The following is a 12,693-nucleotide window of genomic DNA, read 5'->3' on the forward strand; positions in this document are numbered from 1 at the left end:
GAGGGATGCCGGGGAGGGGCGCGGTTGCCCCTCGACAGGAGAGGCTCCCAAAAATGAAGAAACTGCTGCTCGCAAGCGTTGCCGCGCTCGTTTCCACCGCTGCCGTCGCGCAGGATTCCCTGCCGCAGGCGAACAGCCCGTGGTTCACCGACGCCCAGGCGAAGATCAACGAGATCATGGCGCGCCAGCCCAACACCAAGCGCGCCAAGAACGTCATTCTGCTGGTTTCCGACGGCAACGGCGTCACCACCAACTATGCGACGCGCCTTTTCATGGGCCAGCAGGAAGGTGGCATGGGTGACGACTACGTCCTGCCCTTCGAGACGTTCCCGCATCTCGCCCTCGCCAAGACCTACAACCTCAACGCCCAGACCCCGGACTCCGCACCGACCGCCGGCGCGATGAACACCGGCGTCAAGCAGCTGTTCAACACCATCAACCTCTCCGAGAACGGCGTCTTCGAAGATTGCGCCTCGGTCGAGGGCAACCAGCTCAAGACCTTCGCCGAAATCGTCAGCGAGAGCGACAAGTCGGTCGGCGTCATCTCCACCGCCCGCATCACCCATGCGACGCCCGCCGCCGTCTACGCCAAGACCGCCGCCCGCGACTGGGAGGAATCGGTTCCGGAAGGCTGCACCACGCAGAAGGACATCGCTTCGCAGCTCGTCGACCAGATGAAGGCCGGCGTGATCGACCTCGCCATGGGCGGCGGCCGCGGCATGTTCGTCGGTGCGGAGACGACGCTCGCCGATCAGGAAGGCACCAAGGGCAAGCGCGCCGACGGCAAGAACCTCATCGACGAGGCGACCCAGGCCGGCGCGCAGTACGCCTGGAACACCGAGACCTTCAGCGGCCTCGATCTTGCGGCCGACAAGCCGGTGCTCGCTCTCTTCGAGGGCAGCCACATGAAGTACGAGGCCGACCGCACCGACGCCGACGAGCCCTCGCTCGCCGACATGACCAAGGCGGCCATCGAATACCTCTCCAAGAACGAGAACGGCTACTATCTCGAGATCGAGGCCGGCCGCGTCGATCACGCCAACCATGACGGCAACGCCTATCGGACCCTCACCGACGGTGTCGCCTTCTCCAAGGCCGTCGCCATGGCCGACGAGATGACCAATGACGAGGACACCCTCATCATCGTCACCGCCGACCACGAGCATGCCATCGCCCTCAACGGCTATTGCGGTCGCGGCTCGCCGATCCTCGGCCTGTGCTACGACGTCAACACCAACACCGCCGGCGGCAACTACAAGCACGCCGCCGAACCGAATCTGGCGGCCGACGGCAAGCCCTACACCGTCATCGGCTACCTGAACGGCGCCGGCTCGGTGCTCAAGGAACAGACCGACGGCACCTTCTCCGGCGCGCGCGAAGACGTCACCAACGAAGCTGCGCAGGACAAGGAATATCTGCAGCAGGCGCTGATCCCGATGAACTCGGAAACCCACGCCGGCACCGACGTCGCGATCTACGCCAAGGGCCCCTGGTCGCACCTGTTCGACGGCACCGTCGAGCAGAACTACATCTTCCACGTCATGAACAAGGCCGTTCAGGACGGCGAGACCGCCAAGTAAGGCGTCTCGACACCAAATGGAGGGACCCGGCCGCCGTGCCGGGTCTTTCCCGTTTTTGATCCTCGACGCAGATTCCCCGACTGTCACGACGCGTCGACGATAACGACAGAGGAGACGAGCGATGCAGCGACGTCAGTTTCTGGTGGCCTCGGCGGCCACGCTTCTGGTTCCGCACCTTGCCAGGGCCGATACCCCGGCCGGCGATGGGCCGGTCCGCATGCGCGATCTCTACAACAAGGATCTCACCTTCTCCGACTACGCCAAGGAGCGGGAGGGCGAACGGATCGCCGTCGAAGGCTTCATGGCGCCGCCTCTGAAGGCCGAATCGAACTTCTTCGTCCTCACCAAGCGGCCGATGGCCGTCTGCCCGTTCTGCGAGAGCGAGGCGCAGTGGCCGGACGACATCCTCGCCGTCTACACCCAGCGCATCATCGACCAGGTGCCGTTCAACGTGAAGATCGTCACGAACGGCAAGCTCGAACTCGGCACCTATAAGGATCCCGAGCTCGGCTTCGTCAGCCGCGTGCGCCTCGCCGACGCCGTCTACGAGCGAAGCTGAGGCAGGGCGGATGTCCCTCGACCTTCAGATCCGCGATCTCGTCGTTGCGACCCGCGAGGGCCGCTCGCTCCTGACCGTCGAGCGGCTCGACGTTCCGGCGGGTGCGAGGATCGGCATCCGAGGGCCCTCCGGTGCGGGCAAGTCGACGCTGCTGTTCGCCGTCGCCGGTCTCCTCAAGCCGGCCAGCGGTGCCGTCGCCTGGGGCGAGCATCTCGTCTCGGAAATGGGGGCGGCCGAGCGCGCCCGCTTTCGCCGGGAGAATGTCGGGCTGGTGTTCCAGGATTTCCTCCTGTTCGAGGAGCTTTCCTCCCTCGGCAATGCGGCGATCGCCGCCCGCTATGCGAGGCGCTCCTCCCGGCGCCGGATCGTCGAGACCGCCCGGGCCGGACTGGCGAGGCTGGGTCTCGAAGCGCTCGGCGGCCGCCGGGTCGACAGCTTTTCCGGCGGCGAACGCCAGCGCGTCGCGGTCGCGAGGGCGCTGGCCAACGATCCCGCCATTATCCTCGCCGACGAGCCGACGGCAAGCCTCGACCGGGCCTCCGCCGACCGGCTGATCGACGATCTGGCGGCGCTGTCGGCCGAGACCGGCCGCACGCTCATCGCCGTCAGCCATGACGCGGCGCTCCATGCCCGCATGGACCGCGTCATCGACGTCGTCGACGGGCGCCCGCTCGTCTGAAGTTTCCTGCCGCTGCAAGAGGCCGAGCGTGGTTTCCGAGTTCTGGTCCGAGTTCTGGTATGGGCTGCCCGTCGTCGCGCAGGATGCGCTCTGGTTCGTCCTCCTGCTGCTGCCGGCGCTCCTCGCCGGGGTGGCGGTGGTGTGGTCCTACCGGCCGTTCTCGCTCGTCCGGGCGATGATCTGGCGCTATCGCTGGACCAATGCGCTGTTCGTCCTGCTCATCGCCGTCTCGGTCGGCCTCGGCGTCGGGCTGATCGCCCAGGAGCGCGGCATCCGGAAGGGCACCGCGCGGGCGGCGGAGAAGTTCGACCTGGTCGTCACCGCGCCCGGCTCGGAGGTGCAGATGATGCTCGCCACCGTCTATCTGCAGCCGGTCGACGTACCGCTCATCGACGGTGCGACCTATGATGAGATCGCGACCAACGAGGACGTCGCCCTGGCCGCGCCCATCGCCTACGGGGATTCGTACCGCGACTCCTCGGTGGTCGGCACCACGGCGGCCTTTGTCACCCACCTGTCCGGAGATCTCGCCGAGGGCCGGATGTTTGCAACGATCGAGGAGGCCGTGGTCGGCGCCCGGGTTCCCCTCGACGTCGGCGCCCTGTTCACCCCCTCGCACGGCGTCGGCGACGGGGCGGAGGAGCACGCCCATGACGGCGTGTCGCTGCGCGTCGTCGGCCGGATGGCGCCGACCGGCAATCCCTGGGACAAGGCGATCCTCGTGCCGGTCGAGAGCGTCTGGAAGGTCCACGGCCTGCCGCTCGGCCATGGGCCGGAGCGGGAGGGGCAGATCGGGCCGCCCTTCGACCCGGACTATTTTCCCGGCACGCCGGCGATCCTGGTACGCGCCGACCAGCTCTGGGCGAACTATGCCCTGCGCTCCGAATTCACCACGGAGCGGACCATGGCCTTCTTCCCCGGCGCGGTGCTCTCCCAGCTCCATGGACTCCTCGGCGACGTGCGGCAGGTGATGTCGGTGATGGCGGTGGTCACCCAGCTCCTGGTCGCCGCGGGGGTCCTCGCCGGCCTCGCCGTGCTGATCCGGCTCTATGCCCGGCGCCTCGCCCTTTTGCGGGCTCTCGGCGCGCCGGACCGCTTCGTGTTTTCCGTCGTCTGGACCTATGCCGCGACGCTGATCGGCGCCGGCGCCGTCCTCGGCATCGGCGTCGGCCTCGCCGCCGTCGGGATCATCTCGCGGATCGTCACCGCGCGCACCGACATCCTGGTCGAGGCGACCCTCGGCTGGCCGGAGTTCCATCTCGTCGCCGGCTTCGTCAGCCTCACCGTCCTTATCGCGCTGCTCCCCGCCTTCGGCGCCCTGTCGCGCGACGTCATCACCGACCTGCGATCCTGAATGCTGCCTGGTCAACCATCTCCGGAGCCTTCCCGATGATCCGAACCACCGCCGCCGCGCTCGCGCTTCTCGTCGCTCTCGCCGCGCCGGGCCTTGCCCATGACGCCAACGGGCAGCATGGCGATCAGGCCGGAGCCCACCACGAGGAAGGTCACGAAGAGAAAGGCCACGACGAGGCGGGGCATCCCGGCCACAAGGAGGAAGAGGCCCACCATCTGGCCGAGATCGAGGGCGTCCGGGCCCTGCACGCCTGGACGCGGGCGACGAGCGAAGGCACCGCGCTGGTCTTCGTGACGATCGAGAACAAGGGCGAGGCCGAGGTGAAGCTCGAGGGCGCCGAGAGCGCGGCGGCGAAGACGGCCGAGCTCGTCGGCTTCCAGCTGAAGGACGGCGAGCCGACCTACGTCGCTTTGCCCTTCGTGTCGGTCAAGCCCGGCCGCAAGCTCGTCCTGCAGCCGAAGGGCCTGGCGATCCGGCTCGTGGGGCTCGCGCAGCCGCTGCAGAAGGGCGACGAGCTGGAGGTCGAGTTCGAATTCGACACCGGCCATCTGGAGATGCATGTCCAGGTCGAGGCCGCCGACGCCACCCAGCACAGCCACGCCGGGCACCAGCACTGAGCCGAGGCCGCTGCTTGGACCGTCCGGCTCGGTCTTCGGCCGGCGCCACGGGGTTTGGGCTCAGGTGCCGGGCGGCCTCGCAGCTCGGGAATCAATCTCCGAGACCGCTGGTCTGATCGACTTTGACGAAAGCCTCAAACCGCATTGCAACCGCCGGATCGTCCCAGTCGACGGGCCCGGCAAAGCGTTCGACCACCGTCCCGTCGGCGGCGACGAGCAGCGTCGCGGGATAGCCGAACAGCCTGAAGGCGGTGCCGGCATTGCCGTCCGTGACCTGCCAGGGGCGCAGATGCGACGCGTCGAGCTCCGCGAGGAACGCTGCGATGTCGGCGTGCGGCCGGGTGTCGACCGAGACCGCGATCAGGCGGTCGCGGATGCCCGCCCCGAGACCGGCCGCGAAACGGTCGACGGCCGGCAGTTCGTCCCGGCAGGGAACGCACCATGTCGCCCAGACATGCAGGATCGTCGGCTGGCCATGCATCAGCGCCGCGAGTGTGTGGGAGCGTCCGGACCCATCGCCGACGGTGACCATCGCGGCGCGGACGGTCTCGGCCTGCGCCGGCATCGCCGCAAGCGCCGCCGCGGCGAGGGGACAAAGGGCGAGACCGGCCCGAAGGGCGATCGCTCGAAGCATGTCCGTCAGGCGTCGCATCGGAAGCCTCGTATTCGCTGCAATGCACCGACGATGCCACCCGGCGATGACGACCGGATGATGCCGCCGCGATGACGACGCCTGACGACGCCTACCGGATGATCAGCGCCGGGACCGCGCAGCGGCGGATGATCTCGGTGGTCGTCGAGCCGACGATGAAGGTGCGGATGCGCGAGTGGCCATAGGCGCCCATCACCACGAGGTCGATCGCGTCGCGCTCGACCTTCCGGGCGATCAGTTCCTCGGCATCGCCCTCCTCGATATGGACGGATACTGCATACCCGGCCGTACGAAGGCGCTTTTCGGCCTCGTGCAGCCGCTGGCCGGCATCGCCGCTCGGCTCGCCCACCATGAAGAGCTGGCAGGGGACGTCCTTGAGGAGCGGGCTGGCGAACAGCCGTTCGACGATCTGCGCCGAGCTCTTGCCGCCGTCGAAGGCGACGAGGAACTTGCCGATCGGCCGGAAGGCCCGCGACGCGATCAGCAGCGGGCGCTTGGCGGAGCGCGCCACCCGCTCGAGGTTGGAGCCGAGATGGCCCTTGGCAAAATCCGCCGCCTCGCCGCGCTTGCCGACGACGACGAGACGGGTCTCTTCGGCAAGGTCGGCGATGGTGTCGGCGATGTCGCCATGGCGCAGCTTCCCGCTCACCTCGGCAACGCCGGCGGCCTTCAGCCGCGCGACCGCCTCGTCGACCACGACCCGGCCGCGCTTCATGGCGATCTTGGCGCGCTTCTCGTCGAGTTCGGACAATTCGCTCATCAGGATGCTGCGCTCGTCGAGGTCGAGATTGCCCGACATGTCGAAGGCGCCGCCGCCGGCCTCGCGTCGGCCGATCGCATGCACGACCTCGACGGGCGCAGACAGCCGCGTCGCAGCCCAGGCGGCGTGGTCGGTGACGCTCTTGCCGTAGATCGACCCGTCGACGCAGGCCAGGATCGTCTGCATGGTTTCCTCCCCAGGAATGATCGCCATGGGACCCTCTCTCTTTTCTTGAACCATCGACCGAAGGGCTGCCCGCCACGAAGCGTAGCAGACGCGCGGGGCTGGTGTCGCCCCACGCCGGGCCCCGTCAGTGCGCCGCCAGCTGATCCAGCGCGCCGGGCTTGTCGTGGACGGCGATCTTGTCGACCAGCGTGGCGCTCGCCTCGTTCATGCCGCGCAGCTCGACCTCGGCGCCCTCGCGGCGGAACTTCAGGATGACCCGGTCGAGCGCGCCGACGCCGGAGAGGTCCCAGATATGCGCCGCGCCGACGTCGATGATGACCTTGTCCAGCGCCTCCTTGAAGTCGAAGGCCGAGGCGAAGCGCTCGGTCGAGGCAAAGAACACCTGCCCCTCGACGCTATAGGTGCGCGTGCGCCCGTCGGGCGACAGGGCCGAGGTGACGCGGAAGATCTGCGCGACCTTGGAGGCGAAGAAGACGCCGGACAGCATCACGCCGATGACCACGCCGATCGCCAGATTGTGGGTCCAGACGACGGCGACGACGGTCGCCAGCATCACCACCGACGAGCGGCGCGGATGGTCCTTCAGGTTGCGGATCGAGGACCAGGAGAAGGTGCCGATCGACACCATGATCATGATCGCGACGAGGGCCGCCATCGGGATGATCGCCACCCAGTCGCCGAGGCCGACGATGAGGATGAGCAGGAAGATGCCGGCGCAGAAGGTCGACAGCCGCCCGCGGCCGCCGGACTTCACGTTGATGATCGACTGGCCGATCATCGCGCAGCCTGCCATGCCGCCGAAGAAGCCGGTGACGGTGTTGGAGACGCCCTGGCCGACGCATTCGCGGTTCTTGTTCGAGCCGGTGTCCGTCAGGTCGTCGATGATCTGCGCGGTCATCAGCGACTCCAAGAGGCCGACGACGGCGATGCCGGCCGAATAGGGCAGGATGATCAGCAGCGTCTCGAGGGTCAGCGGCACGTCCGGCAGCAGGAAGAAGGGCAGGGAATCCGGCAGCTCGCCCATGTCGCCGACGACGCGCAGATCGATCGGAAAGGCCAGCGAGATCGCCGTCAGCACCACGATGGCGACCAGCGGCGAGGGGACCGCCGTGGTCAGCCTGGGGAAGAGATAGATGATGGCGAGGCCCGCCGCGACCATGACGTAGGTCATCGGCGGCACGCCGATCAGCTCGGGCAGCTGCGCCATGAAGATCAGGATCGCCAGCGCGTTGACGAAGCCGGTCATCACCGAGCGCGAGACGAACTGCATGGCGTTGCCGAGCTTCAGGACGCCGGCGATCATCTGCAGGATACCGGCAAGTACGGTGGCCGCGAACAGATACTGCAGGCCATGGTCGCGCACCAGCGTGACCATCAGCACCGCGGTGGCGGCGGTGGCGGCGGAGATCATGCCCGGCCGCCCGCCGGTGAAGGAAATCAGGACGGCGATCGAGAAGGAGGCGTAGAGGCCGACTTTCGGATCGACGCCGGCGATGATGGAAAAGGCGATGGCCTCGGGAATGAGGGCGAGGGCAACGACGAGGCCGGCCAGGATGTCGGCTCGCACGTTCCCGAACCACTCGTGGCGGAGGGTTTCAGCAAAGGTCATGGATGTCTTCAGCTTGCGCGGAGAAACGGGGCCTGAAAATGCGGCCCGAACAGAATGTTCTCGAGGTTGGCCGAGGGATAGGCGCCCGGCATAGCCACCCAAGCGAATGGGTCCTTATGCCGCTTTCTTGCCATCTCGCATCTGCGAGATCAACCCTTCGACGCTGCCGCTGCGCTCGCTGAAGAACAGGACGGGCGGTCATCGACCTATCCGTCCTGTCTTGCCTGCGCAAGACTGATCAGGTTGCGCGATACTCCGTCGGGATCTCGAAGACCTCGTCGGCGCGGCCGTAGCCGCCATCCTTGACCTCCTCGATCAGCACCATCGTGTAGGGCCTGACGCCCTCGCCGAAATATTCGGCGAACATCGCGGTGGTGCGGTGCACGATCTCTTCCTTCTGGGCCTTAGAGAGGGCGCCTTCCGGCGTCTTGAAATTGGCGAAGGGCATGGCCGTTCTCCTGTTTGCAGTTGATGAAGGGGGAGATTGCTCCGCCTCAGACGACGCCGCCATTGGCGCGGATCGTCTGGCCGTTGACCCAGCCGCCGTCCGGGCCGGCGAGAAAGGCGACGACGCCGGCGATCTCCTCCGGCCGGCCGATCCGCTTGAACGGGTTCATGGCGGCCATCGCCGCGACCTGTTCGTCGCTCTTGCCCGAAAGGAAGAGTTCCGTCTCCACCGGCCCCGGCGCGACGGCGTTGACGCTGATGCCGCGGGGCCCGAGCTCCTTGGCGAGGATGGGCGTCAGGGTCTCGATGGCCGCCTTGATCGCGGCATAGACGCCGTAGACGGGCAGCTTCATGCCGACGACGCTGGTCGAGACGCTGACGATCCGGCCGCCGTCGCGCAGCCGGTTCGCCGCCTCCAGCATGCCGCGGAAGACGCCGCCGAGATTGACGGCGACCTGGGCGTCGAAGCTCTCGTCATCGACCCCGGCGATGGGGGAAAGCTTCATGATCCCGGCGTTGTTGACGAGCACGTCGACGCCGCCGAATGCCGCCTCCGCAGCGTCGAAGAGGCTTTTCAGGCCGTCCCTCGCGCCCACATCCGCCTGAACGGCGAGGGCTCTGCCGCCCGCCGCCTCGATCGTGCCGACGACCTGATCGGCGCAAGCGCGGTTGCGGGCGTAGTTGACGACGACGGCGAAGCCGTCATGGGCGAGCCGGGCCGCGATGGCCGCGCCGATGCCGCGCGAGCCGCCGGTGACGATCGCCACCCTGGTGGCTGTTCTGGACAATGGTTCTCTCCCGGTCCGTGGACGATGACCGGGAGATAAATCATCGGCCGACCGGTATAATCCCCTGACAACCGGCAAGACTATTCGGACGAGGGGAACAATGGACCAGATCGATCAGATGCGCCTCTTCGCCCGCGTCGTCGAAACCCGCAGCTTCACGGTCGCGGCCGGCGATCTCGGCCTGTCGCGCTCGACCGCGACCGATGCCATCAAGCGGCTGGAGGCGCGGCTTGCGACCCAACTCCTGACGCGCACGACGCGGCACGTCGCCCCGACGCCGGACGGCGAGGCCTATTATCGGCGCTGCCTGCAGATCCTCGACGAGATCGACGATGCCGACGCGATGTTCGCCGACGTGCGGCCGAAGGGCCGGTTGCGCATCGACGTCCACCCGCGCATCGCGATGTCGTTCATCCTGCCCCACCTCGACGCGTTCTTCGCGCTCTATCCGGAGATCGAGCTGTTCATCGGCGAGGGCGACAGGATGGTGGATCTCGTGCGGGAGGGCGTCGACTGCGTGCTTCGTGCCGGCGAACTCGACGACAGCTCGATGATCGCCCGGCGCCTCGCCTTCATCCGCGAGGTCACGGTGGCAAGCCCGGCCTATCTGGCGAAGACGGGGACGCCTCGATCGGTGGAGGACCTGACGAACCACGAGGCGGTCGGTTTCGTCTCGTCGCGCACGGGCACCGTGCTGCCGCTGGAATTCACCGTCGAGGGGCAGGTCCGCTCCATCGCCCTTCCGGCTCGCATCACCGTCAACGGCTCCGAGGTGATGGCCGATCTCGCGCGGCGCGGCTTCGGGCTCGTGCAGGCGCCATATTACCGCTTTGCGGCGGACCTTGCGGCCGGCACGCTCGTCGAGGTTCTGCCGGAGAGCCCGCCGCAGCCGACGCCGCTGGTCGTTCTCTACCCCCGCAACCGCCAGCTGTCGCGGCGTGTGCGGGTGTTCATCGACTGGGTGGCGACGCGGTTTCCCGGGGGGGCGATCTGATCGCGCGTCCCGGGCGTCGTCAGGCGGCTTCCCGGTTGCCGCCGGACCGCGGCCTGCCGGTGTCTTCCAGATCGTGCTCGCTCGCTACGGCATCCGCCTCGAGGCTCGCCTCGGCGCGGGGGTCGAGGCTGAAGCTCGCCGGCGTCTGGACGCGGGCGAAGGGGATGGTCTGGAAGTCCGGGCGTTCGTCGGCCGGGATCGCGACGCGGCGGAAGGTCCGGTAGAAGGCGTAGGCGGCGTAGATCGCCATGGCCGAGCCCATCGCCTGGAAGAGGCCGACCGGCCCGATCGTCTCCATCAGGACGGCGGTGTAGATCGGCCCGATCATCGTGCCGATGCCGTAGAGGATCAAAAGGCCGCTCGACACCTTCACGAAGTCGGCGTCGGCGGCATAGTCGTTTGCATGGGCGACGGCGAGGGAATAGGCCGGATAGATGATCCCGCCGAGGACGAAGGCCGTGGCGAAGAGGGCGATGGGCGAGGAGCCGGCGAGATAGACGCCGGCGACCGCCGCGCCGACGCCGATGATGCCGGCGGCGGTCATCACGTAGCGTCGGTCGGTCTTGTCGGAGATCCGGCCGAGCGGGATCTGGAACACCGCGCCGCCGAACATCGCCGAGACCGTCAGCGTGGCGATGTCGGTGGTCGACAGGCCGGTCTGCTGGCCGAACACCGGCGCCATGTTGCCCCAGCCGGCCGACAGGATGCCGGCGAGGAGGATGCCGACGGCCGCCACCGGCGAATTGCGGAACAGCATGAGGACGTCGATCTTGACGGTGGCGATCGGCGACGGCGACTGGGCCCGCGACAGCGCGGTCGGGATCACCGACAGGGCGAAGACGATGGCGCAGAGCATGAAGGGCGCGGCGACGCCGGGGTTCGACAGCGGCATGACGTATTGGCCGCCCATCATCGCGGCCATGGTGACGATCATGTAGACCGAGAAGATGGTGCCGCGGGTCTCGTTGGTGACGCGCTCGTTGAGCCAGCTCTCGATGACCATGTAGCTGCCGGCAAGGGCAAAGCCCGACAGTGCCCGGAACACCACCCAGCCGACCGGATCGACGAAGAGGCCGCAGAGAAGGATCGAGATCGCCAGCAGGGCAGCGAGGCTGGAGAACGTCCGCACATGGCCGGCGCTGCGCACCATCCACGGGATCACCACGCAGCCCAGGGTGAAGGCGAGGGCGTAGCTGGTGCCGAAGGCGCCGATCTCGTAGCTCGTCCAGCCCTCGATCGAGCCGCGCACGGGCAACAGGATGCCCATCAGACCCGCTCCCGCCATCAGGAAGAAGGTCGATGTGAGGAGTGCGGCGATGGGCAGGAGGTGCATCGGGAGCTCGCGCGGCAGGAGGATTTGCGGCGGTCGGCGCCGGAGGGAATCGATCCGCCGTGCCTTACGTCGTCGGGCCGTGTTTGGCGAGGACTTGTAAGGGCGCAATGTTACGGATTTCGGGCACGCCGTCCGGCCGGAGCGACAGGTCGTTGCGCCCGCGCTCAGAGCTCGTCCAGCTTCGCCTTCAGGGCCAGGAGATCCTGCCAGGCGAGCTTCTTCTGGGCCGGCTGGCGCAGGAGATAGGCCGGGTGCAGCATGGCGATCGCCGGGATCGTTGCGCCCGGATCGATGTCGAAGCTGTAGCTCTGCCACTTGCCCCGGATCCTGAGGATCCCCTCCGCCGAGCCGAGGATCGCCTTGGCCGAGGGCGAGCCGAGACAGACGATGACCTTCGGCGCCACCAGTTCGATCTGCCGCTGGACGAAGGGCAGGCAGATGCGCGTCTCGGCCGGTGTCGGCGCCCGGTTGCCGGGCGGGCGCCAGGGCACGGTGTTGGTGACGCGCACGCTCTCGCGCTCGATGCCGATGGCGGCGAGCATGCGGTTGAGGAGCTGCCCCGACCGGCCGACGAAGGGCACGCCCGCCATGTCCTCGTCACGGCCGGGCGCCTCGCCGATCAGCATCAGCTCGGCCTTGTCCGGCCCGTCGCCGAAGACGGTGTGCTTGGCGGTGATCTTCAGGTTGCAGCCCCCGAAGCCATGAAGCAGCTCGCGCAGCTCTGCCAGCGAGGCGGCGCTCACCGCCCGCTCCCGGGCGTCGGCAAGCGCTGCGTCGTCGGGGATCGCGATCCGCGTCGAGGGAAAGGCCGAATCGCCCATGGTGGTGGGGGAAGGTTCGCCGAAGGCCTGCCGGCTCGGTGGCGATGGCGGGGCCGACGGCGCGCCGCGCTCGCGCTGCACGCTCTCGGCCCGTCCGTCTGGCCGTCCGTCCGGCCGACCCTGAGCCTGCGTCGCCGCGGTGCCGGCCGGCCGCGCCTTCGCCTTGCGCCGTTCGGTCTCCGCGGCGGTCTCGGCGAAGCGGTCGCGCGGCTGGTCGAGAAGCAGCGACTCGATCCCCGCCTCGCGGTACCAGGCGAGCAGGGCGACGGCGGCGTCGCGGGTCAGACGGGGCGTTTCCTCGAGCATCCCCGATC

The 12,693-nt window shown here is 68.1% G+C and carries 13 protein-coding genes and 1 other annotated feature; of the genes, 6 read left to right on the forward strand and 7 right to left on the reverse strand.

What is annotated here, in order from left to right; translation table 11 throughout:
• Positions 1–53: 53 nt before the first annotated feature.
• From ATO4_RS23195 to ATO4_RS23215, 5 genes are all read left to right on the forward strand, one after another.
• A complete protein-coding gene (locus tag ATO4_RS23195) occupies positions 54–1,580 on the forward strand; it encodes an alkaline phosphatase (protein WP_083594149.1) in 1,527 nt (508 codons plus the stop codon).
• A 121-nt stretch (positions 1,581–1,701) separates the two neighbouring features.
• Complete coding sequence (locus ATO4_RS23200; protein WP_083594150.1) at positions 1,702–2,139, forward strand: hypothetical protein; 438 nt, start codon at positions 1,702–1,704, stop codon at positions 2,137–2,139.
• A gap of 10 nt (positions 2,140–2,149) precedes the next feature.
• Positions 2,150–2,818 (forward strand): ATP-binding cassette domain-containing protein, encoded by a 669-nt coding sequence (locus ATO4_RS23205; RefSeq protein WP_083594151.1) that lies wholly within the window; start codon positions 2,150–2,152, stop codon positions 2,816–2,818.
• A gap of 28 nt (positions 2,819–2,846) precedes the next feature.
• The gene (locus tag ATO4_RS23210) at positions 2,847–4,172 is read left to right on the forward strand and encodes an FtsX-like permease family protein (protein WP_245308902.1); all 1,326 of its coding nucleotides are present in this window, start codon (positions 2,847–2,849) and stop codon (positions 4,170–4,172) included.
• 35 nt (positions 4,173–4,207) lie between these two features.
• Complete coding sequence (locus tag ATO4_RS23215) at positions 4,208–4,789, forward strand: copper chaperone PCu(A)C (RefSeq protein WP_083594152.1); 582 nt, start codon at positions 4,208–4,210, stop codon at positions 4,787–4,789.
• Positions 4,790–4,880: 91 nt separating this feature from the next.
• On the opposite strand, the gene ATO4_RS23220 is transcribed toward ATO4_RS23215, so the two are convergent.
• The 5 genes from ATO4_RS23220 to ATO4_RS23240 all read right to left on the reverse strand — a co-directional run bounded on the left by ATO4_RS23220 (position 4,881) and on the right by ATO4_RS23240 (position 9,231).
• Entirely contained in the window at positions 4,881–5,441 is a 561-nt protein-coding gene (locus ATO4_RS23220; protein ID WP_083594153.1) for a TlpA disulfide reductase family protein, read from the reverse strand.
• Positions 5,442–5,532: 91 nt separating this feature from the next.
• A complete protein-coding gene (locus ATO4_RS23225; protein ID WP_245308903.1) occupies positions 5,533–6,414 on the reverse strand; it encodes a universal stress protein in 882 nt (293 codons plus the stop codon).
• 97 nt (positions 6,415–6,511) lie between these two features.
• A complete protein-coding gene (locus ATO4_RS23230) occupies positions 6,512–7,996 on the reverse strand; it encodes a SulP family inorganic anion transporter (protein WP_083594154.1) in 1,485 nt (494 codons plus the stop codon).
• A gap of 64 nt (positions 7,997–8,060) precedes the next feature.
• Positions 8,061–8,113: a sequence feature (sul1 is cis-regulatory element that is thought to sense ions involved in sulfur or methionine metabolism; They are found in Alphaproteobacteria), on the reverse strand.
• 121 nt (positions 8,114–8,234) lie between these two features.
• On the reverse strand, positions 8,235–8,444 hold the full coding sequence (locus ATO4_RS23235) for a 4-oxalocrotonate tautomerase family protein (RefSeq protein ID WP_083594155.1): 210 nt from the start codon (positions 8,442–8,444) through the stop codon (positions 8,235–8,237).
• Between the two features lie 46 nt (positions 8,445–8,490).
• On the reverse strand, positions 8,491–9,231 hold the full coding sequence (locus ATO4_RS23240) for an SDR family oxidoreductase (protein ID WP_083594156.1): 741 nt from the start codon (positions 9,229–9,231) through the stop codon (positions 8,491–8,493).
• Positions 9,232–9,331: 100 nt separating this feature from the next.
• Here ATO4_RS23240 and ATO4_RS23245 point away from each other — a divergent pair, with 100 nt between their 5' ends.
• Positions 9,332–10,225 carry a LysR family transcriptional regulator gene (locus ATO4_RS23245; protein ID WP_083594157.1) on the forward strand — a complete coding sequence of 298 codons (894 nt, stop codon included), beginning with the start codon at positions 9,332–9,334 and terminating at the stop codon, positions 10,223–10,225.
• A gap of 19 nt (positions 10,226–10,244) precedes the next feature.
• On the opposite strand, the gene ATO4_RS23250 is transcribed toward ATO4_RS23245, so the two are convergent.
• Both ATO4_RS23250 and ATO4_RS23255 read right to left on the reverse strand, forming a co-directional pair.
• Entirely contained in the window at positions 10,245–11,558 is a 1,314-nt protein-coding gene (locus ATO4_RS23250) for an MFS transporter (protein ID WP_083594158.1), read from the reverse strand.
• A gap of 164 nt (positions 11,559–11,722) precedes the next feature.
• Positions 11,723–12,685 (reverse strand): uracil-DNA glycosylase, encoded by a 963-nt coding sequence (locus ATO4_RS23255; RefSeq protein ID WP_083594159.1) that lies wholly within the window; start codon positions 12,683–12,685, stop codon positions 11,723–11,725.
• Positions 12,686–12,693 lie beyond the last annotated feature (8 nt).

It is taken from the genome of Aurantimonas sp. 22II-16-19i, assembly GCF_002088275.1.
GTDB lineage: Bacteria > Pseudomonadota > Alphaproteobacteria > Rhizobiales > Rhizobiaceae > Jiella.

Excerpts from the sequence above, each read along its gene's own strand:
- ATO4_RS23245 (WP_083594157.1), top strand. The coding sequence starts at position 9,332 with ATGGACCAGATCGATCAGATGCGCCTCTTCGCCCGCGTCGTCGAAACC.
- ATO4_RS23205 (WP_083594151.1), top strand. The coding sequence starts at position 2,150 with ATGTCCCTCGACCTTCAGATCCGCGATCTCGTCGTTGCGACCCGCGAG.
- ATO4_RS23235 (WP_083594155.1), bottom strand. The coding sequence starts at position 8,444 with ATGCCCTTCGCCAATTTCAAGACGCCGGAAGGCGCCCTCTCTAAGGCC.
- ATO4_RS23225 (WP_245308903.1), bottom strand. The coding sequence starts at position 6,414 with ATGGCGATCATTCCTGGGGAGGAAACCATGCAGACGATCCTGGCCTGC.
- ATO4_RS23200 (WP_083594150.1), top strand. The coding sequence starts at position 1,702 with ATGCAGCGACGTCAGTTTCTGGTGGCCTCGGCGGCCACGCTTCTGGTT.
- ATO4_RS23230 (WP_083594154.1), bottom strand. The coding sequence starts at position 7,996 with ATGACCTTTGCTGAAACCCTCCGCCACGAGTGGTTCGGGAACGTGCGA.
- ATO4_RS23255 (WP_083594159.1), bottom strand. The coding sequence starts at position 12,685 with ATGCTCGAGGAAACGCCCCGTCTGACCCGCGACGCCGCCGTCGCCCTG.
- ATO4_RS23215 (WP_083594152.1), top strand. The coding sequence starts at position 4,208 with ATGATCCGAACCACCGCCGCCGCGCTCGCGCTTCTCGTCGCTCTCGCC.
- ATO4_RS23250 (WP_083594158.1), bottom strand. The coding sequence starts at position 11,558 with ATGCACCTCCTGCCCATCGCCGCACTCCTCACATCGACCTTCTTCCTG.
- ATO4_RS23220 (WP_083594153.1), bottom strand. The coding sequence starts at position 5,441 with ATGCGACGCCTGACGGACATGCTTCGAGCGATCGCCCTTCGGGCCGGT.
- ATO4_RS23195 (WP_083594149.1), top strand. The coding sequence starts at position 54 with ATGAAGAAACTGCTGCTCGCAAGCGTTGCCGCGCTCGTTTCCACCGCT.